This is a genomic window from Streptomyces sp. NPDC056224 (assembly GCF_042267665.1).
In the GTDB taxonomy this organism is placed as follows: Bacteria; Actinomycetota; Actinomycetes; order Streptomycetales; family Streptomycetaceae; genus Streptomyces.
The window spans coordinates 66,211-92,676 of record NZ_JBHJTK010000029.1 but is presented as its reverse complement, the minus strand read 5'-3'; the positions used below and the strand labels follow the sequence as shown (position 1 = coordinate 92,676).

The following is a 26,466-nucleotide window of genomic DNA, read 5'->3' as shown; positions in this document are numbered from 1 at the left end:
CGCCGGGCTGGGCGCCGGGTCGTCCCGCGCCCACCGCGACCCGCGCCGCCGGGTCGTCCCCGGCCGGCGGTGCCCGCGCAGCGTCGCGGGGGCCGCCGGGCGGGCCGGCCCGGGCCTCGCCGGAGGAGCGCCGCCTGCGGGGACGGCCACCGCGACCGCCCCCGCGGGAGCGGACCCGCCCCCGCAAGACGGTGGCCGCGCGGTGCGGGCGGCATGGGACCGGACCGGACGATTCCACAGGTCGGGCCGTCAACGGCCGACCTGCCGGGCGGGACCCGGGTCCGACCCGGATTCCCGGGGGCGCGTGCGGCATCGTTAGCTGCGCCGCCTGATGGCGCCGGCGGCCGAGCGGCCTAGAAGCTCGCGGCGTGGGTGGCGGGTCCGCCCCGGAACGGTTCGTGACCCCGGGTCCTCCCCGGAGCGGTTCGTGACCCACGACCGGTGCCCCCGCACCGCACCGCCCCGCGCCGCCCCGCCCTCCGTCGGGGCGGCGCCGACGGTGAACGGGCCCGCCCTGCCCGGGCGGGTCGTGCCGCGTGCTCGTAGCCCGCCGCCGCAGCCCCCGCGCCGCGCCTACCGGTGGCTTCAGGCCTTTTCCGGGTCCGTCAGGTCGATCAGGCGGCAGACCGTCTCGATATCGATCTTGACCTGGGCGATCGAGGCGCGGCCCGACAGCCAGGTGATCAGCGCCGAGTGCCAGGTGTGCTCGATGACCCGGACCGCCGAGAGCTGTTCCGCCGTCGGCGGGGCCTCCAGGCCCATCGCGTCGAGGATGATCGCCGTGGTCAGCCGGGACACCGTGTCCACCTCGGGGCTCACGCTGCGGTCCGCGAAGGTCAAGGCCCGCACCATCGCGTCCGCGAGGTGCGGCTCCCGCTGGAGTGCCCGGAAGGCCCGCATCAGGGTCTCCGCGACCCGCGCCGCCGGGTCGTCCGCGGCCGGCGGGTGCTTGCGCAGCGTCGTGTGCATGTGCTGCAGCTGGTCCTGCATGGTGGCCACCAACAGGTGCACCTTGGACGGGAAATACCGGTACAAGGTGCCCAGCGCCACGCTGGACGACTCCGCGACCTCGCGCATCTGGACGGCGTCGAAGCCGCCCCGGCTCGCCAGCTGGGCACTGGCGTGCAGGATCCGGCGGCGGCGCGCCTCCTGGCGCTCCGTCAAGGGAGGGGACGCCGAGGTGTGGGCGGCCTTCGCTTCCGCTGTCATGTGTCCCGTTCCGAGTCGTTGCGGGCTGATCCGGAGTCAGCATGTCAGGCGCCGAAGCCGTGGCGCGAATCACCTGCTCCGCCTCTTACGGTGTGGTTTCCGGCCGGTAGATTCAATGGTCTCAACGGATCAAGTCTGAAACTTGTTCTACATTATCCGAGCGGTTACGCTCCGGCGAAAGTGCAGGGATGAAGGGGGCCAGGAGTGACCGCTGAGGCCATGGTGACGAGCCCTTTCCCGGGTTCCGCCACCGACGGCGACCGCCCGCTGCGCATCGCGCTCCTCACCTATAAGGGGAACCCGTTCTGCGGTGGCCAGGGCGTCTACGTCCGCCACCTCTCGCGCGAGCTCGTACGCCTGGGGCACTCCGTCGAGGTCATCGGCGCGCAGCCCTATCCGGTGCTCGACACGGGGGCCACGCTCACCGAACTCCCGAGCCTCGACCTCTACCGGCAGCCCGATCCCTTCCGCACTCCCAAGCGCGACGAGTACCGGGACTGGATCGACGCGCTGGAGGTCGCCACCATGTGGACCGGCGGATTCCCCGAGCCGCTGACCTTCTCCCTGCGGGCCCGGCGCCACCTCGCCGCCCGCGCCGGCGAGTTCGACGTCATCCACGACAACCAGACCCTGGGATACGGGCTGCTGGCGGATCTCGGCGCACCCCTGGTGACCACGATCCACCACCCCATCACCGTCGACCGGCAGCTCGACCTCGACGCCGCCACCGACCGCGTGAAGCGGGCCTCCGTGCGGCGCTGGTACGCCTTCACGCGCATGCAGGGCCGCGTCGCCCGGCGCCTGCCCTCCGTGCTCACCGTCTCCGGCTCCTCCCAGCAGGAGATCGCCCAGCACCTCGGCGTCCAGCACGGCCGCATCCACGTCGTTCACATCGGCGCCGACACCGACCTGTGGTCCCCGGACCCCTCCGTCGCCGAGGTGCCGGGCCGCATCGTCACCACCTCCAGCGCCGACGTTCCGCTCAAGGGGCTCGTCCACCTCGTCGAGGCGCTCGCGAAGCTGCGCACCGAGCAGCCCGACGCCCACCTCGTCGTCGTCGGCAAGCGCGCCGAGGAGGGGCCGGTCGCCCGCGCCATCGAGACGTACGGGCTCACCGACGCCGTCCGCTTCGTCAAGGGCATCACCGACACCGAACTCGTCGACCTCGTCCGCAGCGCCCAGGTCGCCTGTGTGCCCTCCCTCTACGAGGGCTTCTCGCTCCCGGCGGCCGAGGCCATGGCCACCGGCACCCCGCTCGTCGCGACCACCGGCGGCGCGATCCCCGAAGTCTCCGGCCCCGACGGCGAGACCTGCCTCGCGGTGCCCCCGGGCGACGCGGGCGCGCTGGCCGCCGCGCTGGGCCGGATGCTGGGCGACCCGCAGCTGCGGGCCCGCCTCGGCGCCGCCGGGCGCGAACGGGTCCTGACCCGCTTCACCTGGGCCAAGGCCGCCGAAGGCACCGCCGCGCACTACCGGGCCGCCATCGAGCGGGCAGCCGCCGGCCGTGCCCGCCGCCCGCGGTGACCTTCCGCCCCGTTCACACCACCCCCGTACACCCCCGCGACCGCGAAGGCAGGACCCCGTGCTGACCGTCGATTTCTCCCGGTTCCCGCTCGCCGCAGGCGACCGTGTGCTCGATCTGGGCTGCGGCGCAGGCCGGCACGCCTTCGAGTGCTACCGGAGAGGCGCCCAGGTGGTCGCCGTCGACCGCAACGGCGAGGAGATCCGCGAGGTCGCCAAGTGGTTCGCCGCCATGAAGGAGGCCGGCGAGGCCCCGGCCGGCGCCACCGCCACCGCCATGGAGGGCGACGCGCTCGCGCTGCCCTTCCCCGACGAGTCCTTCGACGTCGTCATCATCTCCGAGGTGATGGAGCACATCCCCGACGACAAGGGCGTCCTCGCCGAGATGGTCCGCGTGCTCAAGCCCGGCGGGCGCATCGCCATCACCGTGCCGCGCTACGGCCCGGAGAAGATCTGCTGGGCGCTCTCCGACGCCTACCACGAGGTCGAGGGCGGCCACATCCGCATCTACAAGGCGGACGAGCTGCTCGGCAAGATGGAGGCCGCGGGCCTCAAGCCGTACGGCACGCACCACGCGCACGGGCTGCACTCCCCGTACTGGTGGCTCAAGTGCGCCTTCGGCGTCGACAACGACAAGGCGCTGCCCGTCCGGGCGTACCACAAGCTCCTGGTCTGGGACATCATGAAGAAGCCGCTGGCCACGCGCCTCGCGGAGCAGGCCCTCAACCCGGTCATCGGCAAGAGCTTCGTGGCGTACGCGACCAAGCCCCACCTGCCCGTCGACGCCGCGGGCGCCGCGCAGTGACCTCGCCCGGGCGCACCGCACCCGAACACCTCGTCCTGGACGGTGTGCTGACCGCCGAGCAGGCCGCCGAGACCGTCGCCGGCATCCTCGCCGCGCAACGGTCGGACGGCGCCATCCCGTGGTTCCGCGGGCACCACCTCGACCCGTGGGACCACACCGAGGCCGCGATGGCGCTGGACGCGGCCGGGGAGCACGCGGCCGCCGAGAAGGCCTACGAGTGGCTCGCCACCCACCAGAACCGGGACGGCTCCTGGTACGCGGCCTACGCAGACCGGCCGGACGGCGTGGACACCGCCGAGCCGCAGGACGCGAGCCGCGAGAGCAACTTCACGGCGTACATAGCCGTCGGTGTCTGGCACCACTACCTGTCCACCGGCGACGACGCCTTCCTCGACCGGATGTGGCCCGCGGTCTACGCGGCCGTGGAGTGCGTGCTCTCGCTCCAGCAGCCCGGTGGCGAGATCGGCTGGAAGCGGGAGGCCGACGGCACGCCCGTCACGGACGCCCTGCTGACCGGTTCCTCCTCCATCCACCAGGCCCTGCGCTGCGCGCTGGCGATCGCCGAGCACCGCGAGGAGCCGCAGCCCGACTGGGAGCTCGCGGCGGGCGCCCTGCGCCATGCCATAGGCCACCACCCCGAGCGGTTCCTCGACAAGAACCACTACTCGATGGACTGGTACTACCCGGTCCTCGGCGGCGCCCTGGCCGGCTCCGAGGCCAAGGCGCGCATCGAGGAGCGCTGGGACGAGTTCGTCGTCGCGGACCTGGGCGTGCGCTGCGTCCTGCCGAACCCGTGGGTGACGGGCGGCGAGTCCTGCGAGCTGGCGCTCGCCCTGTGGGCGACGGGGGAGTCGGACCGGGCGCTGGAGATCCTGCGCTCGATCACGCACCTGCGCGCCGACAACGGCATGTACTGGACGGGTTACGTGTTCCAGGACGAGGCGGTGTGGCCGGTCGAGCAGACCACCTGGACCGCCGGATCCCTGCTGCTCGCCGTCGCGGCGCTCGGCGGCGACGAGGCCACCACCGAGGTGTTCGGCGGGACCTCGCTCCCGGCCGGCCTGGAGCCCGACTGCTGCGCCTGAGCCGCAGCGGCCGGCCGGTCGGCGCCGGTCGGCCGGGCGGCCCCTGGCTCTGCCGGGCCTAGCGCCGGTAGAGCCAGCCCGCGACGGCGTGTCCGACGAGGACGTAGACCACCGCGGCCAGGCCGTAGCCGACCACGACCTGGACCCATTCGCGGCTGAAGGTGAACAGGTCGTAGGACCAGCCGGCCAGCCAGGACGCGCTGTCGTGGACGAACTCCACCAGCTCGTTGCCGCGGTTGGCGTCCAGCAGGTACAGCAGGATCCACAGGACGATCACGAAGGCGAGCACGTCCGCCACCAGTGCGACGGCCCGGCCAGCCTGATTGCTTCCTCGGGCGTGTACTCGGGTGTGTGTGGGCATGTCACCCGTCTTGCCGGGCGGGCGGGCCGCAAACCCGAACGGGTCCCCCAAGTGGTGGAGCCCCGGGGCCCGGGCGAGGCTGCGGGGGACACCCCACTCCCCGGAGGAACCCGTGTCCCTACCCACGACCGTCCGAATCCGCCGCGCCCTGACGGCGGTGGTCCTGTCCACCGCGCTGCTGGCCGGCGCCACCGCATGCGGCAGCGACGGCGGTGGCGCCGGGAGCCGGAGCGAAGAACTCTCCGCCGCGTCGATGGGGGAGCTGGCGGCCCTCGCGGCCGCGGAACCGGCCGCCGTCGAAGCCGACGAGCTGGCCGCCCCCACCCCCTCGCCCAGCACCTCGGCCGAGAAGCAGAAGTTCGCCAAGGCGCGCTTCGTCGCCAACGCGGGGCTCGCGGCCGGGGCGACGTACCAGTGGATCATCAAGCCGTACCGCGCCGGCAAGTTCAAGAAGGGCGCGAAGGGCCGTACGTTCGCGCTCATCAAGGCCGGCCTCGCGGGTGCCTTCGCGTACAACCGGTTGAAGGCGGCCGCCGACAACGCCAAGGGCGACCCGCTGCTGTCGAAGGCGCTCGTCCCGCTGACGGCGGGCATCGAGTCCCTCAAGGGCCTCGGCAGCAAGCTGCGCAAGGGGCAGGCCGGTGACGGCGACATCGCCTCCTTCGACAACGTCATCAGCGGCGTCAAGGACGCGGGCAAGAGCGCGGGAGCCGAGGTGACCGACCAGGTCCCCAGCGTCTCCCAGCTGGGCGGATAGGAGCACAATGGCGGGGTGATCGAGATCGTGGTGGTCGTCCTCGCCGCCGGAGCAGGCTGGCTCCTGCGGCGCAAGCACCGCGCGCGGATTGCCGCCGGGCCGGTGTCCGGGATCCCCGGCATGGCCCGCGAGCCGGCCGGTGAGGGCCGCTGGCGGATGGGCCGGGTGTACGCGGGCCCGGGCGCGGCCCGCTGGGTCCCGCGGCGGGGCGAGCCGCTGCCGCTGCCCGGAGGCCACGTGACCGGGGTGCGGGTGCCGTCCCTACGGGAGGGCGTCTCCATCAACCCCGGCTCGCGCATCGTGAGGTGTACGTACGAGGGCGGCGGGACCATCGAGATCGCCGTCATGCCGCTGGACCTGCGCGAGCTGCTGGCGGCGGTGTCGCCGCCGGACGCGGACACCCCTTCGCCCTGACACGCCGGGAGCCCCGGTCACCGCGGTGTGCGCGGTGACCGGGGCTCCCGGGGTGCTGCGGGCGGGTCAGCCCTGGGTGAAGTAGCCGAACAGGTCGGTGATCACGTGGTTGCCGCCGCCGTAGCTGTTCCAGATGGTGACGCGGCCGTCGCCCACCGGGGTGGTGACGTGGTTGGGGACGGTGTCACCGGGGCGGGTCTGGAGGCTGCTGGCCTCGGGCCGCGTGCCGCCGTGCCCGTAGACCGTGAGGAAGCCGGGACCGGTGGTGTCCGTGGCGGTCACGTTCAGGGCCGCGCCGAGCGCGCTCGCCGGGATCCCGGCGACGGTGGCGGTGGCGCCGGGGGCGAGTTTGCCGGTGGTGCGGGTGTCGGCGAGGCGCTGGGGGACGACGGGCGTGAAGAGGGCCTTGCCGTCCTTGGCGTAGTAGCCGACCGCGTCCAGGATCATGTGGGTGGAGCCGGTGTTGGTGTAGAGGGTGATGGTGCCGTTGGGACCGACGGGGACGATGGCCTGGTTGGACTTGTCCTTGCCGGGTTCCACGTTCAGGTTCGAGGTGGAGGGTCGCTTGTCCGGCTCCGTGTAGGCGATGACGTGCGCCTGCTCTGTCGCGCCGGTGCCGGTCAGGTTGAGGGCCACCGCGGTGGCGTCGGCGGGGATGCCGCCCACGCCGGCGACCTTCACCGTGCGGGTCTGGCCGCCGCCCAGGGCGCCGCCCGCGGTGCGGGTGTCGACGAGGCGGGTCGGGGCGATCGGGGAGAAGCGCTGCCCGGTGTTCGGCTGGTAGTAGCCGACGAAGTCGACGATGAGCGCGGCCTTGCCGGAGTTGAGCTGCGCGGAGACCTTGCCGTCGGCGCCGATGGGCACGGTGACGGTGTTGGAGGAGGTGCCGCCCGCCTTGACGTTGACGTTGGAGGTGACCGGGCGGGGCTGGCCAGAGGGCCAGACGCTGAGGTGGGTGTCCTCGGTGGCGCCGGTGACGGTCACGTTCAGGACCGCGGCGGAGGCGCCGGCCGTGTGGTGCGAGCCGGAGCTGTAGTAGTGGACGGGAACGTCGACCGGTGTGGCGCTACCGCCCTGGATGGGGGAGCCGGTGGTCCGCGTGTCCAGGATCCGGTACGGGGCGACCGGGACGTAGCCGGCCGGGGTGTAGGCGACCTGCACGGTCCGCTCGGCGGTGGAGGTGGCGCCCTTGATGTCCGTGAGGGTCACGGTCACCTTGTACGTGCCGGGCTGCCGGTAGGCGTGCTGGACCGGGTCCAGCGTGCTGCCGGTGTCCTTCGCGCCGTCGCCGTAGTCCACATCCGTCCGCGCGATCGGCCACGGGGCCGCGGCGCTCTGCGGGTCGACCTGGACGGACAGCGGCGTCACGAGCCGGTTCGGGTCGCTCGCGCTCGGCAGGTACGGCTGCGCGGTGAAGGCCGTGGCCAGCGGGGCGTCCGGGGTCACCTTGACCGACTGCTGGCGGTAGGCCTCTTTCCCCGCGGCGGTGGTCGCCGTCACCTGGACCGTGCACGCGCAGGGCGACCGGTAGACGTGCTCGACGGTGACCGCCTTGGTGACGACCGGAGCCGTCCCGTCACCGAAGTCGTAGCGGTACGTCAGCGTTCCGGGCCAGTCGTTGTCCGGTACGGCCTTCACCTTGACGGTGGTGCCGACCGGGGCCCAGTTCTGGGCGATCTCCAGCTGGACGCCGCGCACTTCGTCCTGGGACTCGTGGGCGCCGCGGTCGATGAACCCGCCGTCCTTGCCCGTGTTGGGGACCCGCGGATCGTCCGTCACCGGGTACCCGCTGTAGTCGGTGGGCAGGACGCCCGGCGCCGTCGGGTCGCCGGAGTCGACGGTGGGCGAGCGCATCCACGGGCCGACGTCCGAGGTCGTCGGGGTCAGGATGTCGTGCGCGCCCTGGCCGGTCGCGGCCTGGAACGCCGCCGCGGTGGTGTGGACGGTCTCGGCCCACTTGTACGGGACCACCCCGTCCGCCGGGAAGCCGGCCAGCAGGTTGTAGTCGGCGCGGGTGCCGGTCGTGGAGTCCTTCCCGACCAGGATGCCGCTGCGCGGGTCGGGGTTGTTGCAGGACCTGGGGGTGGTGCTGAAGATCAGGTTGTTGAACGCCCCGGAGCCGGTGGAAGCGCCGCGGAAGGAGACGCCCGCGTCACAGCTGAGGTAGAGGGTGTTGTTGGTGACGACGGTGCCCGGGCCCCAGACCGCGTCGACCGCTGCCGTGATGCCGCCGCGGATCTGGTTGCGGCTCAGCACGGTGCCCCGGGAGCCGCCCTCGACCCGGACGGGGCCGAGCAGGTAGCTCCTGCTCACGCGCACGTCGGCACTGCCCCAGCCGACGACGACGGAGGCGGTGTCGGTCGTCGAGACGCTGGTGATCCGGTCCAGCTCGACGTCGGTGGAACGGCTGACCTGGACCCCTGCGACGGAACGCAGCCCGCGCACCACCACGTGGGAGGCGTCCTGGATGTTGAGGCCCTTGACCTGCGAGAGGTTGCCGGGGTTCGGCCCGGCGACGACGGTGACGGGCTTGCCCGGCTCCCCGGAGCGGTCGATGGTGACCGTCTCGTCGTACGGCTTGTACGCGGTGATCCGTACGGTCTGGCCGGGCTGCACGATCCTGGTGGCCGCCGCGATCGTGCAGAACGGGGTTTCCTCGGAACCGGGCCCGCTGTCGGAGCAGTCGGGGAGGTAGGAGTTGTCCACGTAGAGCGTGGACGGGGCATCGGCCGCGGCGGCGGCCGGAACCCCGAGAAGGGTGACCAGGCCCGCGGTCAGCAGGACGGTCGCACGGGTAGGGCGCAACAGGGGGTTCCTTCAGGCAGGACGAGCAGCGGCGATAATCATCCACTTTCGGTCAGCCCCTGTCACATGCGTTTGTCCGGTCAGCTGTTGAGCTCCGCCAGGACGCGCAGGGTGTGCGGGTCCGGGGCCGTGAGGAGCAGGTCGGTGACCGGGCCCTTGCGCCACAGCTCCAGGCGTTCGGCGATCCGCTCACGGGGGCCGATCAGCGAGATCTCGTCGGCGAACGCGTCCGGGACGGCGAGGACGGCCTCCTCCCTGCGCCCGGCGAGGAACAGCTCCTGGATGCGGCGGGCCTCCTCCTCGTACCCCATCCGCGCCATCAGGTCGGCGTGGAAGTTGCGGGCCGCGTGGCCCATGCCGCCGATGTAGAAGCCGAGCATCGCCTTGACCGGGAGCAGCCCCTCGGTGACGTCGTCGCAGACCCTGGCCCGGGCCATCGGCGCGATCATGAACCCGTCGGGGAGCTCGGACAGCGAGGCCCGGTAGACGTCGGTGCGGGTCGGCGACCAGTACAAGGGGAGCCAGCCGTCCGCGATCCGCGTCGTCTGGGCGATGTTCTTCGGTCCTTCGGCGCCCAGCAGGACCGGCAGGTCGGCGCGCAGCGGGTGGGTGATGGGCTTCAGCGGCTTGCCGGTGCCGGTGCCGTCCCCGCCCCGGTAGGGGTGCTGGTGGAAGCGGCCGTCCAGCGCGACCGGGCCCTCGCGGCGCAGCACCTGCCGGATGACGTCGACGTACTCGCGGGTCGCGGTCAGCGGGCTCGCGGGGAAGGGGCGTCCGTACCAGCCCTCGACCACCTGTGGTCCGGACAGGCCCAGGCCCAGCATCATCCGGCCACCGGAGAGGTGGTCCAGGGTCAGGGCGTGCATCGCGGTGGCGGTGGGGGTGCGCGCGGCCATCTGCGCGATGGCCGTGCCCAGCCGGATCCGTGAGGTGTGCGCGGCGATCCAGGTGAGCGGGGTGAAGGCGTCCGAGCCCCAGGCCTCCGCGGTCCACACCGAGTCGTAGCCGAGGTCCTCCGCCTCGGTGGCGAGGGCGAGGTGGTCCGGGCCGGGGCCGCGGCCCCAGTAGCCGAGTGCGAGTCCGAGGCGCATGTACGGTACCTCCGCGATGCCGGGCATCATTTCTGACGATGCGTCAGCAGACTGTAGGACAACGGCTCCCCGCCCGGAAGGGCGGGGAGCCGTCGGCTGCGCGGAAGCGGGATCAGCCGCGCTGGATGCCCGAGGTGTCGTTCAGGACGCCGCGGCGGCCGTCCTGGGTCTGCGCGACCAGGGTGGCGGCGCCGCGCTGCTCGACGGCCAGGTACCAGGTACCCGGGGCGAGTTCGGCGATCGGGGTGGGGGAGCCGTCCTCGGCGAAGAGGGGGCGGGCCACCGGTACGGCGAACCAGAACGGGGTGAAGTCGCCCGCGGGCGCGGGCGTCGGCGCCGGGGTGTGCTGGGCGGCGTCCTGCGGGGCCGGGGCCGGGGCCGGGGTGGGCGTGCCGCCGTACGGCGGGACCGGCTGCGGGGTGGTGCCGTACGGCTGCTGCTGGGCGCCCGGGTAGCCGTACCCGGCGCCCGGCTGGGGCTGGCCGCCGTACGGCGGGGCGGCGGCGGGCTTCGGCTCCGGCATCAGCTGTCCGGCCAGTGCCGGGACCTTCGCGCCGGCCACGGCCACGCCGGCCAGGGCCAGGGTGGCGAGGAAGGCGAGGATGGCGCCCGCGCCGAGGTCGATCGTGCTCGGGCAGGTGATCAGGGCCCACAGCGCGGACCAGGCGGCCGAGACGGCGAGGACGGTGCCCCACGCGGCCAGCGGAAGGCCCAGGACCTTGCGGGTCTCGGGCTGGAAGCGGCCTGCGATCAGCAGGCCGGCGGCGATGAAGCCGATCAGGAAGACGCTGGGGAGCACCAGGCGGTAGGCGTCGGTGTCCCACGCGCTCGGCAGGTCGCCACCGGTGGTGGAGTAGAAATCGAGGAACGAGGCGATGAACAGCAGCGCCGCTGCTCCGATCACCACGCCGTCGCCTCGAGTGAGGGAGCGGATGTTCACGTCTTAGGTGTCCTTCTCGGTCTCGGTCGTCTCGTGGTGCCGCGGTCGCAGAGCTTGCCTGGAGCGGGCGGGCGGCACCATGGTACGGAGGTCTCCCGCGGCCGAGAGGATCGGGGCTGCGAGCAGTCCCGACGGGACTCCCCGTGAACTACCCCCCGAGAAACCCCACGATGCCGTCCGCGATGCCCTGGGCCGCCTTCTGCCGCCACTCCGGACTCGTCAGCTGCGCCGCGTCCTTGGCGTCACGCATGTTGCCGCATTCGATGAACACCTTGGGCCGGGTTGACAGGTTCAGTCCGCCGAGATCGTCGCGGACGACCAAGCCGGTTCCGCCGCCCAGGTAGTTGGCGGGGGCCGATCCGGTGGTCCGGGCGAAGTTGCCGGCGATCCGCTCGCCGAGCTGCCGGGAGGGTTCGACGATCGCCGCGGTGTCGGCGGCGCCGCCCTTGACCTTGGCGGGGAGGATGATGTGGAAGCCGCGGTTTCCCGCGGACACGCCGTCGGCGTGGACGGATACGACGGCATCGGCCCCGGCCTCGTTGCCGATGCGGGCCCGCTCGTTGATGCAGGGGCCCCAGGAGCGGTCGGCCACGTGGGTGAGCACCACCTTCGCGCCCTGGGCTTCCAGGGCGGTCCGCAGGCGCAGGGAGACGTCGAGGGTGAACTCCGCCTCCATGTAACCGGAGTTGGTGGTGGTGCCGGTGGTGTCGCACTCCTTGCGGCCCGTGCCGATGTCCACCTGCTGGCCGATCTCGTCGGTGTGCTTGAAGTTGCCCGTGTTGTGGCCGGGGTCGATGACGACGGTCCGGCCGGTGAGCGGGCCCTTGGCGGGCGCCGCGGCGGGCGCGGCGGAGGGCGCGGCGGAGGGCTTGACGGAGGGCGTGGCGGGGGAAGGTGCCGGGGTGGCCGGGGTGGCCGGGGTGGCCGGGGCGGCGCTCGGCGCGGCCACCGGCTTCGCGTCGCGGCCGTCCGGTCCGGCCCCGGTCAGCACCTGGGTCAGGACCCAGCCGGCCAGGGCGGTCGGCGCCAGCGCGGCGACCGCGACGGCGAGGGTGGAGCGGCGCGTGAACCAGGACCGGTGGTCCGGCCCGGCCGGCGCCGCGGCTTCGGGAGGCGGGGGGCTGTCGTCGTTGCGCACGCGGCGATGCTAGACCGAGGGCCCCCGGAGGGGTCGTACCGTGAGCCGTCCGGGGGCGTGGTGCGATTGTCGGTCAGATGCCGGACCCGACGCGGCGCAGCACGCGCAGGGAGTCCGTGACCGAGACCTCCTCGAAGGCGCCCGAGGCGAGGGCGCGCAGGTAGATCCGGTACGGGGCCTGGCCGCCGTCGGCCGGATCCGGGAACACGTCGTGGATGACGAGCGTGCCGCCCGGGGCGACGTGCGGGGCCCAGCCCTCGTAGTCGCCGGTGGCGTGCTCGTCGGTGTGGCCGCCGTCGATGAAGACGAGGCCGAGCGGGCCGCCCCAGGTGGCGGCGACCTGCGGGGAGCGGCCCACGATCGCGATCACCTGGTCCTCCAGCCCGGCCCGGTGGAGGGTGCGGCGGAAGGTGGGCAGGGTGTCCATCAGGCCGATCTCCGGGTCCACGACCGTCGGGTCGTGGTACTCCCAGCCGGGCTGCTGCTCCTCGCTGCCCCGGTGGTGGTCGACGGTGATCGCGCTGACGCCGGCCTCGCGGGCCGCGTCGGCCAGCAGGATCGTCGAGCGGCCGCAGTAGGTCCCGACCTCCAGCAGCGGCAGCCCGAGCGCCCCGGCAGCGGCGGCGGCCTCGTACAGGGCGAGCCCCTCCCGTACGGGCATGAACCCCTTGGCTGCCTCGAAGGCGGCGAGGGTCTCCGGCTTGGGGGTGGCGGCCATGGGTTCCTCCTGAGCTGCGACTGGGCGGCCCATGCTGCCTTACCGCCGGGTAGCGGTCCATGGCGGGTCCCGTGATCCGTCGCGGTCGGCGTGCGTGCGCTGCCGCCTGCTCAGCGGCCGAACAGCCGGGACAGGCCGCCGCCCCCGCCGCCCCCGTCGGCCCTGCGCTGCTCGCGCAGCGCCCGCCGGAAGTCGGCCCGGGTGTCGGACACCTCCTGGGCCAGCCACTGGCTGCCGGAGAGGAACGGGAGCCGGTGCAGCAGCAGGTTCATGTGCGCCAGCGCGGCCGCGGGATCGCCCGCCTCGCCGATGCTGCGCAGCACGCGGTGGGCCACCTCCGGATCGCCGTGCTCCGCGAGTTCGGCGAGGTCCGGGAAGAGCCGCCAGTACAGGGGCGCGGCGGCGGCGAAGTCACCGAGCAGCCAGGCGTCGTGCGCCAGCCGGCGCCGTACGTCCAGCAGGACGGGGCTGTCGGCGCCGAGCGCCCATTCCAGGTCGGGCAGCAGCGGCCCCAGCCAGGCGCGCTCGCTCTCCGCCCGCTCCCGGGTGCGCGCGTCCCACTGGCCGTCGCGGTCACGGGTGCCCCGGTGCATGGCCGAGGCCAGGTGGTAGCGGGCGGTCAGCGTGACCGTGGCGTGCGTGCCGAACACCCTTGTCGCCTGCTCGATGACCTCCCGCAGCTCCTCCTCGTGCCGGTGGCCGTCGCCGGGCCCGAAGGCCGCGGCCTCGCCGACGTACGTGGCCCGCGCGGTGACGGTGTCCGGGTGTTCCAGGCCCAGGACCCGCACCATGCGGGGCAGGATGCGCTCCAGCTCCGTACCGGACCGCCCGCGCACGCGCATCGCGTGGTGGTACGCGGCGCGCATCGTGAGCGGGTCGTGCGCGCCGAGCTCCTCGGCCAGGTCGGCGGTGAGCATGCCGAGCCGTTCCACGACGTCGGCCGGGGCGTCCTCCAGCAGCTGTGCCAGCCTGCGCGCCAGCATGGTGCGGACCGGATCGCCGGCCTCGGTGTGCACGGTGGGGGAGTAGGACGGCGGAGGCGGGAAGGGGGTCGCCGGGGCGGTCACGGGCGCGGTCACGGTCACGGGCGCGGCGGCGGCCCTGCCGGAGGCGGCCGCCCCGCCCCGGGCGACCTCCGCCAGCCGGCGGGACACCTCGCCCGCACTCGCGGGGCGTTCACCGGGGTCCTTGGCGAGCAGGCCGAGCACGAGGGCGTCCAGGGCGGCCGGCAGCCCCGCGCGTACGGAGCTGGGCGCGGGCGGCTGCGTCGTGAGGTGCTGGGCGAGCAGCTCGTGCATCTCCCGGGCGGGGAAGGGGCGGACGCCGGTCAGCAGCTCCATGAGGACGCAGCCCAGGGCGTACAGGTCGACCCGGCCGTCCATGCACGCCGTTCGCCCCGCCGGTCCACCGCTCGGGTGCCATGTACGGGAAGGAGCCGATGATCATGCCGGTGGCCGTGAGCTCCGTACCGGGTCCGCCCCGGGCCTTGGCGATGCCGAAGTCGAGGACCTTCGTCACCCCGCTCCCGGTGACCATCACGTTGGCCGGCTTGATGTCCCGGTGGACGATTCCGGCGTCGTGGGCGGCCCCGAGCGCGTCCGCGATCCGCGCGGCCCACTCCAGGGCGTCCGCGAGCGGCGGTACGCCGGCCTCCAGGACCTCGGCCAGGCTGCGGCCCTGGAGCAGCTCCATGACGAGGAAGACGGCACTGCGCCCGGCCCGCTCGGTACGCCCGAAGTCGTGGACGGTGGCGATGTTGGGATGAGCGAGGTTCCCGGCCAGGCTGGCCTCCCGCTCGAACCGGCGGGTCTCCTCGGGTGTCTGCGGGTATCCGATCTTGACGGCCACCTGGCGGCCCACCCGGCTGTCCTCGGCCCGCCACACCTCGCCGAAGCCGCCCTGGCCGAGCAACTCCTCCAGCGAATAACGGCCTTCGATCAGTTCCCGCACGCTTCCGGCCCCCGTCACCGCATGATCGCCCGCTCGGCAGATCATTATCGCCGAGTGCGGGGAGCCGGGGCTCAGCGCGCTACGCGTCGCACTCGAACCACACCGTCTTGCCGGTGGACAGTGGCGTCGTGCCCCAGCGGTCGGTGACGGCCTCGACCAGGAGCAGCCCCCGGCCGCCCTCGGCGAGTTCCCCGCGGTCCCGCGTCACCCGGGGCGGGGAGGAGCAGCCGTCGGACACCTCCACCCGCACCCCCGCCCGCCGGCACCGGATCAGCACCGAGCAGTCCCGGCCCGGGACGTGGCGTACGACGTTGGCGACCAGCTCGGTCAGCGCCAGCTCGGCGGCGTGGGCCAGCCCGCCGTGACCCCAGCTCGCCAGCAGCACCCGCAGCACGCGCCGCATGTGCCGCGCCGAATGCGCACCGACGGTGAAGTCCATGCGGTAGCTGTCACCGATCTCCGTGGGGGAGAGGTCAGTTGCGTGATTCATGTCACCAGAGTGCGGTGGTGTGGTTACGCTCGGCTACGGACCGAAACGAACGCCGCACGGCGTGGACTTGGGGGTGACCGCCTCATGGTCAACATCCGCGATCTGGATCCCAGCGCCTCGCCGCTGGACTACTACGGCTCGGAACTGCGCCGCCTGAGAGAGGACGCGGGCCTGAAACAGGGGGCACTGGGCGGCATCGTCTTCTGCACGGCCTCGCTGATCGGGCAGATCGAGACGGCGCGGAAGGTGCCGACCCGGGACTTCTCGGAGCGGGTGGACGCGGCGCTGGGGACGGGCGGGGTGTTCTCCCGGCTGGTGGGGCTGGTGCTGCGGAGCCAGCTGCCGCACTGGTTCCAGGCGTACGCGGAGATGGAGGCGAAGGCCGAGTACATCTCCACATTCCAGTCGCAGCTGGTCTACGGGCTGTTGCAGACGGAGGAGTACGCGCGTGCCGTACTGGGAGTGCGGAACGGTGAGCGCCTCGACGCCAGGGTGGCGGCTCGAATGGAACGGCAGCGCATCATGGACCGCGAAAACCCGCCGCTGATCTGGGTGGTGCTGAGCGAGGCCGTCCTGCACCAGGAGATCGGCGGCCGGGAGGTCATGCGGAACCAACTCGCCCGCTTGTTGGACCTGCGGGGGCGGGAGTGGGTGCAGGTGCAGATCCTGCCGTTCGAGGCGGGCGCACATGCCGGACTGCCGGGCTCGTTCAACCTCCTGCGGTTCGATGACGACCCAGACCTCGTCTACACCGAGGACTTCGTCCAGGGCCACATGACGGCCAATCCACAGGCCCTCAGGGAGGGTTCGCTCCGATACGATCACTTGCAGGCCGCTGCGCTCTCCGTGGAGGAATCGGCGGCGCTGATCGCCCGCGTAATGGAGGAGCGTTATGGATACCAGCCAGGACCTGACGGGCGCGAAGTGGCGTAAGTCCTCATTCAGCTCCGACACCGGCGGCGATTGCGTCGAGTGCGCCCCGCTCGGCGCCGCCGTCTGGCGCAAGGCTTCGTACAGCGGTACCACCGGCGGCGATTGCGTCGAGGTCGCCGCGCAGCCCTGCCTGATTGCCGTCCGGGACTCCAAGAACCCCGACGGCCCCGCCTTCACCGTCAGCCCCGCCGCCTTCGCTGCGTTCGTCGGCGCCCTCTAGGGGTGGAGTACATAGGGCCGTTCCGGACGGTCACCGTACTCGGCCAGGGCGGCATGGGCCGGGTGGTGCTGGGGGTGGCGCCGGACGGGCGGTTCGTCGCGGTCAAGCAGGTGCACGCCGAGCTGGCCGAGGACGAGGGGTTCCGGGCGAGGTTCCGCCGCGAGGTGGACGCCTCGCGGCGGGTGGCAGGTGGCTACACCGCGGCCGTGATCGACGCCGACCCCGATGCCGAGATTCCGTGGCTCGCCTCGCAGTTCGTGCCGGGGCCCTCGCTGAGCCGGGCCGTGGACGCCGCCGGGCCGCTGCCCGAGGAGGCGGTGCGCCGGCTGGCCGCCGGGCTCGCGCACGCCCTGATCGACGTACACCGGGCGGGGCTGATCCATCGTGACCTCAAGCCGTCCAACGTGCTGCTCGCCGAGGACGGCGTACGGGTCATCGACTTCGGCATCGTGCGGGCGGTGGGGGACCAGACGCGGATCACGCACGACGGCTCGCTCATCGGGTCGCCCTCGTTCATGTCGCCCGAGCAGGTCCTGGGGCAGGAACTCACCCCGGCCAGCGACGTGTTCTCGCTCGGCGCGACCCTCGTCATGGCCTGTACGGGCAAACCACCGTTCGCCGGGAGCTCGGTACCGCGCATCCTGCACGAGGTCGTGCACGCCGAACCGGACCTGAGCGAGGTACCGCCTCGCCTGCGCGAGGTCATCGCGTGGTGCCTGGCCAAGGACCCGGCCGACCGGCCGACCCCGCGCGAGCTGCTGAGCAGGGTCGGCGGGCTGACGCCGTCGGCGCGGCCGTGGCCGGAGGCGGTGAACATGCTGATCCACGAGCAGGTGGACGTGACGGCCGGCGCGGTCAACGGGGCCACGGCTCCCCGGACCGACGACGGGGCGGCACCCTGGTGGCGTCGCCGGTGGCCCCGGCCGTTGATCGTGGCGGTTGCCGCAGCGGGCGTCGTGGCCGTGGCCGGGCTGACCGTGGGGCGGCCGTACCTCGTGGACACCTACCGCGAATTCATATCGGATGTCCGGTCGACAGGGCTGGCGCAGAAGCAGGACAAGTACCCGGCGATGCCCCCGTCCTGTGAACAGGTCCGGGACAAGGTGCGCGTGCCGTCCGGTTTCGACCAACCGAGCGGGTTCGGGCCGGTCGAGAAGTACGGCTCGGCCTATGCCCGCTGCACCTGGACCAACCGGACCGGTGACGAGATCGAAGCGGAGTGGCATGTCTTCTCGACCGGGAAGAACGAGGGCACCGGCGCCGAGCAGGCGAAGCATCACCTCGAGGTCTTCAACGACCCCGGCAAGACCCGGCGTGACATCGACCTCGGGTTCGCCGACGAGGGGCTGTGGCAGCCGCCTCCCAAGGACGACAGGTTTCCGAACTGCCGGCTGTACGTGCGGGACGTCAACATGACGCTCCACGTCTCGGTGACGGGCCCCCGCTACCCGACCGGCAAGTGTGAGGCCGTCACGCGGGAGCTCGCAGCCTCGGTCGTGGAGTCGGTGGGGAGCTGATGAGACCGCTCAAGGAGTCCGATCCGGTCACGGCGGGACCGTACCGGTTGCTCGTCGAGCTCGGCCGGGGCGGTATGGGCCGCGTGTTGCTCGGCGCGGCACCGGACGGGCGGCTCGTCGCCGTCAAGCAGGTGCACGCCCGGCTCGCCGACGACGACGGCTTCCGGGTCCGGTTCCGGCGCGAGGTCGCCGCCTCGCGGAAGGTGTCCGGTGCCTTCACGGCCGCGGTCCTGGATGCCGACGCCGACGCGGACACGCCGTGGCTGGCCTCGGTGTTCGTGGCCGGGCCCTCGCTGGGAGCCGCGGTGGAGCGCGCCGGGGCGCTGCCCGAGGAGACCGTACGGAGGCTCGCCGCCGGGCTGGCGACGGCCCTCGCGGAGATCCACCGGGCGGGGCTGGTGCACCGGGACCTCAAGCCCGACAACGTGCTGCTGGCCCGGGACGGGGTACGGGTGATCGACTTCGGCATCGCGCGGGTGGCCCGGCCCGGCGAGGTCACCGAGCTGACGCGGGCCGGCACGGTGATCGGCTCGCCCGCGTTCATGTCGCCCGAGCAGGCCGAGGGCGGTGAACTGACCCCGGCGAGCGACGTGTTCTCCCTCGGGTCGGTCCTGGTGCTGGCCGCGACGGGCCGCAGCCCCTTCGCAGCGGCGACGGTGGCGCTGACCCTGTACAACGTCGTGCACACCGAACCCGACCTGCTCGGCCTCCCGCCGGGTCTGCGCGAGCTCGTCACCCGGTGCCTGGCCAAGGACCCGGCGGCCCGGCCGTCCCCCGCCGAGATCCTGGGCCTGACCGGCGCGGCCGACGGCACGCGGTGGCCGCCCGAGGTCGAGCGGATGGCCGCCGCCCAGCAGGAGGAGATCGACGGGCTGCTCCGGGACCCGGATGGCGCGGCCCGCGCGCTCGGGGGCCCGGACGTGGACCCGGACGCGGCGACCGCGACCGCGGCGGCGGTCCGCCCGGAGCGGGCCCACGCACCGCGCGGCCGACGGCTGCGCCCGCGGAACCTGCTGCTGGCCGCGGGCGTCCTCGTGGCGGCCTGGGCCGGGGTGACGTACGGGTTGCGCGCGCTGGAGGAGCCGCCGTCGGCCGAAGCGGACCGGTACCTGAGCGTGCCGCTCTGCTCGGAGGCGGCCGGGAAGCTGCCGCTGCCGCAGCAGGAGATGCGCCAGGCCGGCGACAACGATTCGCCCGTGAAGTCGTACGTGGCCTGCAACTGGGTGGCGGCCTTCGATGCGTTCGCCGGCGAGGAGGAGCCGAAGCCGCACGCGTCCGTCAGCTGGTCCGTGGAGCGCAGCGGCCGCGAGCTGGGCAGCGGGACGAGGCGCACGCGGTTCAACCTGGGCAGCGGGCGGCCCGAGACCGGTCTGGGGGTGGGTGACGGGGCCTCCTGGTTGACTCCGATGACCGCGGAGACCTGTTCGCTGGCCGTGAGCGACGGCAACCTCCTGGTGCGGGTGGCCCTCGGCGGTCCGCAGCATCCCGCCGCGGCCTGCGAGGCCGAGGCCAAGGAGATCGCCCGGGCCGCGCTGGCGGCGGCACCCCCGCTGAACTCCACGGACCCCGACGGCCCCGCCCGCGCCGACGCCCTGTCGCATTCACGACCTTCGTGAGGGCCCTCTCGGTATGATCCTTCCCCGTATCGGGGGAGGGCGGGGCGGTATGGAAGAGCTGGGGCCCTCGGGACCGAAGCACGTGGGACCGTTCGACGTGCTCGGCGTACTGGGGCAGGGCGGCATGGGGCGCGTGCTGCTGGCGGCCGGACCGGACGGGCGGCTCGTCGCCGTCAAGCAGGTGCTCGCGCACTACGCCGACGACGAGAGCTTCCGGGCCCGGTTCCGGCGTGAGGTCACCGCCTCGCGCAGGGTGTCCGGCGCCTACACGGCGGCGGTGATCGACGCCGACGCGGACGCCCCGACACCCTGGCTCGCCTCGGTGTTCGTGGCCGGGCCGTCCATGGGCGCCGTCGTCGAGAAGGTCGGGGTGCTGTCGGAGGACGTCGTACGGCGCCTCGCGGCGGGGTTGGCGTCGGCCCTGGCGGAGATCCACCGCGCGGGGCTGGTGCACCGGGACCTCAAGCCCGCCAACGTGCTGCTCGCCGAGGACGGCGTGCGGGTCATCGACCTGGGCATCGCGCGGGCGACGGAGCCGGGGGCCGAGGGGGACACCGAGCTGACGCGGACCGGCTGGGTCGTCGGCTCGCCCGCGTACATGTCGCCCGAGCAGGCCGAGGGCAAACCGCTCACACCGGCCAGTGACGTGTTCTCGCTCGGCTCGGTGCTGGCGATGGCGGCGACCGGCCGCAGCCCGTTCGCCGGATCCTCCACCCTCCGGACGCTCTACGACGTGGTGCACGCCGAGCCCGACCTGAGCGCCGTTCCGGCGGGACTGCGCGAGGTCGTCGCGAGCTGCCTGGCCAAGGACCCGGCCGCCCGGCCGACCCCGGCGCGGTTGCGCGAGCTGATCGGCCCGGTGGCTCCGGCGGGCCGCCAGTGGCCTGCCGTCGTGTACGGAATGATCGCCGCGCAACGGGCGGACATCGACCGGCTGCTGGACGGCCGCGGCCAGGGTGACGGCGACGGCCGCCGCCCGGCCGGTTCGTCGGAGCCGCCCGTCCCGGCCCCCGTCCCGGCCCCCGCCCCCGAACCTCGGCAGGATCCGGTGACGGTGGACACGGAGGCGGCCCCGCCTCGCCTCCCGCGGACCCTGCACGCCCCGAGCGTCCCTGCGGATGCCCCTGCGGCGCCGCTGCCGGGGGCCGGCCCCCGGCCCCCCACGCCGCAAGCTCCCCCGGCCACCTCCGCCGAACTCCGTCCGGGGGGACCCCCGGGGAGGGGCCCCCAGGGGAGGCTGGAAAGCAGCCCGTGGCGGGGCCCGCGCCGGATCGCGGCCCTGGCGGCGGCCGGTCTCCTCGTCGTCGCCGGGACAGGGGTGGCGTTGTACGTACGGGAACGGGCCGTGGCTCCCGTCTCCTACACGGCCGTCCCGAGCTGCCAGGACGCCAACAGGAAGGTGCCGCTCACGTTCTTGACGCCGGCCCACGACGCCCGGTCCGAGACCGTCACGGGCGTGCAGGTGAGCTGCAACTGGAACTTGGACGGTCTCGGTACCGCCGCGTCGCCGGTCGCGCTGGTTCGGTGGGACCTGAGCCTCGGCAGGGACGCGGAGGCCAACGCGGGTACGCAGCGGGAGCATTTCCGCGCGGCGGCGGCCGGTCAGCGCGAGGCGTCCCGCCTCGGGTTCGGCACCGAGGCCTACTGGGACTCCTCCCGTGCCGACTGGACCTGTGCCCTCGCCGTGCGCGAGGGCAATCTCTCCGTCTGGGTGGGCCTCCGCGCGAAGCCGTACCCCAAGGGCGACTGCGAGGCGAAGGCGAAGGAGGTCGCCCGGGCCGCACTCAAGGCCGCCACCCGCCGATCCGGCACCGCCGAAGAACAAGGCCGAAGATCACAGCCGAAGAACACGGTAATCTGACCTTCCGTCAGATTGGAACGTGTTCTAGTCTGCCGCGCATGGGCATCGGAATCACGCAAGAGCACCGGGAGCTGGCCGAGGCGGTGCGCGGGTGGGTGGCGCGGGCCGTGCCCCCCGAGGAGGTGCGAAAGCTGCTCGACACCCCGCCGCAGACGGGGGTGCGGCCCGCCTACTGGGACGCGATGACCGCTCAGGGGCTGCTGGAGCCGCACCTGGAGGGCGGCACCCTGCTCGACCTCGCCGTGGTGCTGGAGGAGGCCGCGCGGGCCGCTCTGCCCGGGGCCTTCCTGCCGAGCGCGCTGGCCTCCGTACTGCTGGACCGGGCCGGGGCGGAGCCCCTCGCGGGCCGGGTCGGGGCCGTCGCGCTCGGCCCGGGGACCGTGACCGCCGTCGCCGTCGAGGGCGGCGGGCACCTGCTCGACGGGCTCGCGCCCCCGGTGCTCGGCGCGGGCGAGGCCGACCTCGTCCTGCTCGCCGCCGAAGCCGCGCCCCAGCCGCCGGGGGCGCGCCGGGGGAACAGGTCCGAACGCGCGGAGGAAAGTGCGAGGAACGAGTGCTTTTCGAGCACGTACGGACCTGTGAGTCCGGCAAAGGGCGCTCCCGGCGGCGAGTCGGAGTCACGGGGCACCCGCTGGTTCGCCGTGGACGCTGCCGCGCTGGACATCCGTACGCACGAGAGCGCCGACCCGACCCGCCCCACCGCCGAGGTGCGGGCGCGGGGGGTCACGGCCCCGCCCGGCCGGCTGCTGGAGCTGGACGCGACCCTGGTCCGCGACCTGGCCTGCACGCTCTTCGCCGCCGACGCCTGCGGCACCGCGGCCTGGGCGCTGCACACGGCCGTCGAGTACGCGAAGGTGCGCGAGCAGTTCGGCCGGCCCATCGGGCAGTTCCAGGCCGTCAAGCACCTGTGCGCGGACATGCTGGTGCGCCTGGAGCAGGCCCGGGCGCTGGCCTGGGACGCGGCCCAGGCCATGGACGAGGCGCCGGAGGTGCGCGCCCTGGTCGCCGCCCTCGCGGCCGGGAGCGCGCTCGACGCCGCCTACACGTGCGCCAAGGACTGCATCCAGGTGCTCGGGGGGATCGGCTTCACCTGGGAGCACGACGCCCACATCCACCTGCGCCGGGCCCTGGTCGCCCGCCAGTTGCTGGGGCCCGGGGACGGGCACCGGTTACGGGCCGTACGGCTCGCGGCGGCGGGCGCGCGCCGGGAGCTGCGCCTCGAACTCCCGGCCGGGGCCGAGACCTACCGCGCGAAGGCCCGCACCGCCATCGAGGACGCGCGCGGGCTCGACCCGGTGGCCGCTCGCCGGATCCTGGCCCCCACCGGCTACGCCGCCCCGTACCTCCCGCCCCCGTACGGCCTCGGCGCCGGGCCCGTCGAGCAGCTCGTCGTGCAGCAGGAGCTGCGGGCCGCCGGGGTCAGGATCGCCGACCTCTCCATCGCCACCTGGGTGGTGCCCTCGCTGATCGCCTACGGGACGGACGCGCAGCGGGAGGCCTACGTCCTGCCGACCCTGCGCGGGGACGTCACCTGGTGCCAGCTGTTCTCCGAGCCGGGCGCGGGCTCCGACCTGGCCTCGCTGCGGACCAGGGCCGAGCGGACCGCGGACGGCTCCTGGAGGGTCAACGGACAGAAGGTGTGGACGAGTTCCGCGCACAGCGCCGACTACGGGATCCTGCTGGCCCGCACCGACCCGGACGCGCCCAAGCACAAGGGGCTCGGCTACTTCGTCGTCGACATGCGCGCCACCCCCGGCATCGACGTCCGGCCGCTGAAGGAGATCACCGGGGAGGCCCTCTTCAACGAGGTCTGGTTCGACGACGCGCTGCTCCCGGCGGACGCGCTGGTCGGCGCCGCCGACGGCGGGTGGAAGGTCGCCCGGAACACCCTGGGCAACGAGCGGGTCCACATGGCCGGCCTGATGAGCTTCGACAGTGGCCTGGAGGCGCTCCTCGCCCGCTCCGCCGACCTCGACGGGACGTACAGGGCGCGGATCGGCGCGCTGGCCGCCGAGGCGCACGCCCTGGCCTGCATCGGGCTGCGCACCACGCTCCAGCAGGTGTCGGGGCTGGAGGCGGGCGCGGGCGCTTCCGTACGCAAACTCGTCCAGACCCCTCACCAGCAGCGGACCGCCGAGCTCACCCTCGAACTGCTGGGACCGGCGGGCGCGGTGCGGGAGGGGGCGGGCGAGCGGGCGGTGCACGGGATGCTCATGTCCCGCTGCCTGACCATCGCCGGGGGCACCACGCAGGTCCAGCTCAACGTCGTCGCCGAGCGGATCCTCGGCCTTCCCAGGGACTAGGAGTCAGCGCAATGAAGTCGTACATCGTGGGCGTCGGCATGACGAAGTTCGAGAAGCCGGAGTCGAGGGACTGGCAGTACTGGGACATGGCGAAGGAGGCCGGGTCCGCGGCGCTGGCCGACGCGGGGGTGGGGTACGACCTGGTGGAGCAAGTACCGGTGGGGTACTGCTTCCAGGCCTCCACGGCGGGGCAGCGGGCCGTGTACGAGCTGGGGCTGAGCGGCGTCCCCGTCTACAACGTGAACAACAACTGCGCGACGGGCTCGACGGCGCTGATGATGGCGCGGCAGTTCGTGGAGGGCGGCATCAGCGACTGCGTGCTGGCGCTGGGCTTCGAGAAGATGAAGCGCGGCGCGCTGGGGGGCGGGGCCGACGGGGGAGACTTCAAGACGTCGCCGGTCGCCCGGCACTACGGGATCATGGCCGCCGGGCACGGCTTCGAGATGTCCCCGCCGACCGCGCAGATCTTCGGGAACGCGGCGCGGGAGCACATGGAGCGGTACGGGACCACGGCCGCGCAGCTGGCGGCGGTCGGCGCGAAGAACCACCGGCACTCGGCGAACAACCCGAACGCACAGTTCCAGGACGTGTACTCGGTGGACGAGATCCTGGCGGCGAAGGAGATCCACTCGCCGCTGACGAAGCTGCAGTGCTCGCCGACGTCGGACGGCGCGGCGGCGGCCCTCGTCGTCTCGGAGCGGTTCGTGGTGCTGCACGGGCTGCACGGCAAGGCGGTGGAGATCGTCGCCCAGTCGATGACGACGGACACGGAGGCGTCCTTCTCGTCGGGCTCGTGCATCGACGTGGTCGGCAAGCCGATGACGGCGGCGGCGGGGCGGCAGGTGTACGAGGCGTCCGGGCTCGGCATCGAGGACGTCGACGTGATCGAGCTGCACGACTGCTTCTCGGTGAACGAGCTGCTGACGTACGAGGCGCTGGGCATGTGCGAGGACGGGGCCGCCGGGAAGCTGGTGGAGTCCGGCGCGACCACGTACGGCGGGCGCTGGGTGGTCAACCCCTCCGGGGGCCTGATCTCGAAGGGCCACCCGCTGGGCGCGACCGGACTCGCGCAGGCGGCCGAGCTGGTCTGGCAGCTCCGCGGCGAGGCGGGCCCCCGCCAGGTCCCGGGGGCCCGGGTCGGCCTGGCGCACAACATCGGCCTCGGCGGCGCGGCGGTGGTGACGCTGCTGCGGAGGTAGTGGGTCTGCGGAGCCGTTGCCGGGGCGCCGCCCCAGACCCCGCGCCTCAAACGCCGGCCGGGCTGAACACGGGGCAGGCTGCGCGCACCGGTCAGGCGAGGGCCGGGTCGATCACCGTTTCGCCCGTCGAGGCGCGGCGGATCGCGGCGGCCAGGTCCTCGACCGGGCCGTCGCGCAGGACCAGCCCGGCCGCGCCCGCCGCGAGGACCGCGGGCAGCAGCCCCGGGTGGGCCGACCCCGTCAGGACCAGCACCCGGCACTCCGGATCCTCCGCCAGCAGCGCGGCCACGGAGCGGGCCTCCTCGACCAGAGCCACCGCGGGCCGCGCCAGCGCGTCCCGTACGACCTCGATGTCCGGCTGGAGGCCGAGCTGGAGCGCCAGGGCCGGGTTCGGGGGATCCAGCAGGACGCGCAGCGCACGGGCCTGGCGGTGTTCCACGGGCATCTCGTCCACCGGGAAAGCCTATCTGACATGGAGTCAGGAGGCCTCCCGACAGTCCTCCGTGAGTCTTCCCAACTGTCGGGGCGTGCGTTATACATGCCCTCACCGGCCGGACCTAGAACGCGTTCTAGAACCAGCCGGTCCCGCATACGACCTCGGTGCGGCCGACGGTGCGGACGGACGCACCGAGGTCTTCCACGGCCCGGCTCTTCAACGACAGGGAGCAGCATCCTCATGCCGATCGATGCCGCCAAGGCCCTCGCCGCCGACCCCCGCCGGGGGGACATCGGCTGGGACCACAAGGACATCCAGCTCTACCACCTCGGCCTCGGCGCCGGCCTCCCCGCCACCGACCCCGACGAGCTGCGCTACACCCTGGAGTCCAAGCTCCACGTCCTGCCCAGCTTCGCGACCGTCGCAGGCGCCGGCATGGCCATGCTGGGCGGCCTCGCCGCGCCCGGGATCGACGTCGACCTCGCCGCCGTCCTGCACGGCGGCCACTCCATCGAGCTGCACCGTCCCATCCCCGTCAAGGGCCGGGCCACCTCCAGCTCCAAGGTCGCGGCCGTCTACGACAAGGGCAAGGCGGCCGTGATCGTGCTGCGCTCCGAGGTCGCGGACGCCGACGGGCCGCTGTGGACCAGCGACGCCCAGATCTTCGTCCGGGGAGAGGGCGGATTCGGCGGCGAGCGCGGGCCCTCCGTCAGGGAGGAACTGCCCGAGCGCGCGCCCGACCGCACCGAGGAGCGGCACATCCGCGAGGAGCAGGCGCTCCTCTACCGGCTCTCCGGTGACTGGAACCCCCTGCACGCCGACCCCGAGTTCGCCAAGACGGCCGGCTTCGACAAGCCGATCCTGCACGGCCTGTGCTCGTACGGGATGACCCTCAAGGCCGTCGTCGACACGGCCCTCGGCGGGGACGTGTCCCGGGTCCGCGCCTACCGCACGCGCTTCGCCGGGATCGTCTTCCCCGGCGAGACGCTGCGCATCCGCATGTGGCAGGAGCCCGGCCGCGTCCTGGCGTCGGTGACCGCCGTCGAACGGGACGACGCGCCGGTCCTCGCCGACACCGTCGTCGAACACGCGTAAAT

Annotated in this window: 23 protein-coding genes; 13 read left to right on the top strand and 10 right to left on the bottom strand. The window is 73.4% G+C overall.

Features of this window, described 5'->3' with window-relative positions:
- Positions 1 to 585: 585 nt before the first annotated feature.
- Positions 586 to 1,209: a TetR family transcriptional regulator gene (locus tag ACFCZ1_RS27490; protein ID WP_376680953.1), complete on the bottom strand. Its 624-nt coding sequence runs from the start codon at positions 1,207 to 1,209 to the stop codon at positions 586 to 588.
- A 204-nt stretch (positions 1,210 to 1,413) separates the two neighbouring features.
- On the opposite strand from ACFCZ1_RS27490, the gene ACFCZ1_RS27485 reads away from it, so the two are divergent.
- From ACFCZ1_RS27485 to ACFCZ1_RS27475, 3 genes are read left to right on the top strand one after another with little or no spacing between them, the layout of a single operon-like run.
- Positions 1,414 to 2,733: a glycosyltransferase family 4 protein gene (locus ACFCZ1_RS27485; RefSeq protein WP_376680952.1), complete on the top strand. Its 1,320-nt coding sequence runs from the start codon at positions 1,414 to 1,416 to the stop codon at positions 2,731 to 2,733.
- 58 nt (positions 2,734 to 2,791) lie between these two features.
- A complete protein-coding gene (locus ACFCZ1_RS27480; protein WP_328925453.1) occupies positions 2,792 to 3,535 on the top strand; it encodes a class I SAM-dependent methyltransferase in 744 nt (247 codons plus the stop codon).
- Positions 3,532 to 4,620, top strand: coding sequence for a prenyltransferase (locus ACFCZ1_RS27475; RefSeq protein ID WP_376680951.1), 1,089 nt, complete (start codon positions 3,532 to 3,534; stop codon positions 4,618 to 4,620). Before ACFCZ1_RS27480 ends, ACFCZ1_RS27475 begins: the two co-directional genes overlap by 4 nt.
- A 58-nt stretch (positions 4,621 to 4,678) precedes the next feature.
- On the opposite strand, the gene ACFCZ1_RS27470 is transcribed toward ACFCZ1_RS27475, so the two are convergent.
- Entirely contained in the window at positions 4,679 to 4,981 is a 303-nt protein-coding gene (locus ACFCZ1_RS27470; RefSeq protein ID WP_376680950.1) for a hypothetical protein, read from the bottom strand.
- Between the two features lie 112 nt (positions 4,982 to 5,093).
- Here ACFCZ1_RS27470 and ACFCZ1_RS27465 point away from each other — a divergent pair, with 112 nt between their 5' ends.
- Complete coding sequence (locus ACFCZ1_RS27465) at positions 5,094 to 5,738, top strand: hypothetical protein (RefSeq protein ID WP_376680949.1); 645 nt, start codon at positions 5,094 to 5,096, stop codon at positions 5,736 to 5,738.
- A 15-nt stretch (positions 5,739 to 5,753) separates the two neighbouring features.
- On the top strand, positions 5,754 to 6,152 hold the full coding sequence (locus ACFCZ1_RS27460; RefSeq protein WP_376680948.1) for a hypothetical protein: 399 nt from the start codon (positions 5,754 to 5,756) through the stop codon (positions 6,150 to 6,152).
- Between the two features lie 66 nt (positions 6,153 to 6,218).
- On the opposite strand, the gene ACFCZ1_RS27455 is transcribed toward ACFCZ1_RS27460, so the two are convergent.
- The 7 genes from ACFCZ1_RS27455 to ACFCZ1_RS27425 form a co-directional block, all read right to left on the bottom strand.
- Positions 6,219 to 8,957: a PKD domain-containing protein gene (locus ACFCZ1_RS27455; protein ID WP_376680947.1), complete on the bottom strand. Its 2,739-nt coding sequence runs from the start codon at positions 8,955 to 8,957 to the stop codon at positions 6,219 to 6,221.
- 80 nt (positions 8,958 to 9,037) lie between these two features.
- On the bottom strand, positions 9,038 to 10,048 hold the full coding sequence (locus ACFCZ1_RS27450) for an LLM class F420-dependent oxidoreductase (RefSeq protein ID WP_376680946.1): 1,011 nt from the start codon (positions 10,046 to 10,048) through the stop codon (positions 9,038 to 9,040).
- A gap of 112 nt (positions 10,049 to 10,160) precedes the next feature.
- Positions 10,161 to 10,988, bottom strand: coding sequence for a hypothetical protein (locus tag ACFCZ1_RS27445; RefSeq protein WP_376680945.1), 828 nt, complete (start codon positions 10,986 to 10,988; stop codon positions 10,161 to 10,163).
- Positions 10,989 to 11,136: 148 nt separating this feature from the next.
- A complete protein-coding gene (locus ACFCZ1_RS27440) occupies positions 11,137 to 12,126 on the bottom strand; it encodes an N-acetylmuramoyl-L-alanine amidase (protein ID WP_376680944.1) in 990 nt (329 codons plus the stop codon).
- A 73-nt stretch (positions 12,127 to 12,199) separates the two neighbouring features.
- A complete protein-coding gene (locus tag ACFCZ1_RS27435; RefSeq protein ID WP_376680943.1) occupies positions 12,200 to 12,844 on the bottom strand; it encodes a class I SAM-dependent methyltransferase in 645 nt (214 codons plus the stop codon).
- A 1,176-nt stretch (positions 12,845 to 14,020) separates the two neighbouring features.
- The gene (locus ACFCZ1_RS27430; RefSeq protein WP_376680942.1) at positions 14,021 to 14,794 is read right to left on the bottom strand and encodes a serine/threonine-protein kinase; all 774 of its coding nucleotides are present in this window, start codon (positions 14,792 to 14,794) and stop codon (positions 14,021 to 14,023) included.
- Between the two features lie 79 nt (positions 14,795 to 14,873).
- Entirely contained in the window at positions 14,874 to 15,284 is a 411-nt protein-coding gene (locus tag ACFCZ1_RS27425; RefSeq protein ID WP_376680941.1) for an ATP-binding protein, read from the bottom strand.
- 84 nt (positions 15,285 to 15,368) lie between these two features.
- Between ACFCZ1_RS27425 and ACFCZ1_RS27420 the strand changes: the two genes are divergently transcribed.
- From ACFCZ1_RS27420 to ACFCZ1_RS27390, 7 genes are read left to right on the top strand one after another with little or no spacing between them, the layout of a single operon-like run.
- A complete protein-coding gene (locus ACFCZ1_RS27420; RefSeq protein WP_376680940.1) occupies positions 15,369 to 16,217 on the top strand; it encodes a helix-turn-helix domain-containing protein in 849 nt (282 codons plus the stop codon).
- Positions 16,177 to 16,437, top strand: coding sequence for a DUF397 domain-containing protein (locus ACFCZ1_RS27415; protein WP_376680939.1), 261 nt, complete (start codon positions 16,177 to 16,179; stop codon positions 16,435 to 16,437). Before ACFCZ1_RS27420 ends, ACFCZ1_RS27415 begins: the two co-directional genes overlap by 41 nt.
- Before the next feature lie 2 nt (positions 16,438 to 16,439).
- The gene (locus ACFCZ1_RS27410; RefSeq protein WP_376680938.1) at positions 16,440 to 17,954 is read left to right on the top strand and encodes a serine/threonine-protein kinase; all 1,515 of its coding nucleotides are present in this window, start codon (positions 16,440 to 16,442) and stop codon (positions 17,952 to 17,954) included.
- Positions 17,954 to 19,570: a serine/threonine-protein kinase gene (locus tag ACFCZ1_RS27405; RefSeq protein ID WP_376680937.1), complete on the top strand. Its 1,617-nt coding sequence runs from the start codon at positions 17,954 to 17,956 to the stop codon at positions 19,568 to 19,570. The genes ACFCZ1_RS27410 and ACFCZ1_RS27405 overlap by 1 nt, the downstream gene beginning before the upstream one ends.
- Positions 19,571 to 19,619: 49 nt before the next feature.
- Positions 19,620 to 21,431, top strand: coding sequence for a serine/threonine-protein kinase (locus tag ACFCZ1_RS27400; RefSeq protein WP_376680936.1), 1,812 nt, complete (start codon positions 19,620 to 19,622; stop codon positions 21,429 to 21,431).
- 38 nt (positions 21,432 to 21,469) lie between these two features.
- On the top strand, positions 21,470 to 23,734 hold the full coding sequence (locus ACFCZ1_RS27395) for an acyl-CoA dehydrogenase (RefSeq protein WP_376680935.1): 2,265 nt from the start codon (positions 21,470 to 21,472) through the stop codon (positions 23,732 to 23,734).
- 11 nt (positions 23,735 to 23,745) lie between these two features.
- Positions 23,746 to 24,933: a lipid-transfer protein gene (locus ACFCZ1_RS27390; protein ID WP_376680934.1), complete on the top strand. Its 1,188-nt coding sequence runs from the start codon at positions 23,746 to 23,748 to the stop codon at positions 24,931 to 24,933.
- A gap of 91 nt (positions 24,934 to 25,024) precedes the next feature.
- On the opposite strand, the gene ACFCZ1_RS27385 is transcribed toward ACFCZ1_RS27390, so the two are convergent.
- On the bottom strand, positions 25,025 to 25,378 hold the full coding sequence (locus tag ACFCZ1_RS27385; RefSeq protein ID WP_376680957.1) for a DNA-binding response regulator: 354 nt from the start codon (positions 25,376 to 25,378) through the stop codon (positions 25,025 to 25,027).
- 231 nt (positions 25,379 to 25,609) lie between these two features.
- On the opposite strand from ACFCZ1_RS27385, the gene ACFCZ1_RS27380 reads away from it, so the two are divergent.
- Entirely contained in the window at positions 25,610 to 26,464 is an 855-nt protein-coding gene (locus ACFCZ1_RS27380; protein ID WP_376680933.1) for a MaoC/PaaZ C-terminal domain-containing protein, read from the top strand.
- The last annotated feature ends 2 nt before the right edge of the window (positions 26,465 to 26,466 follow it).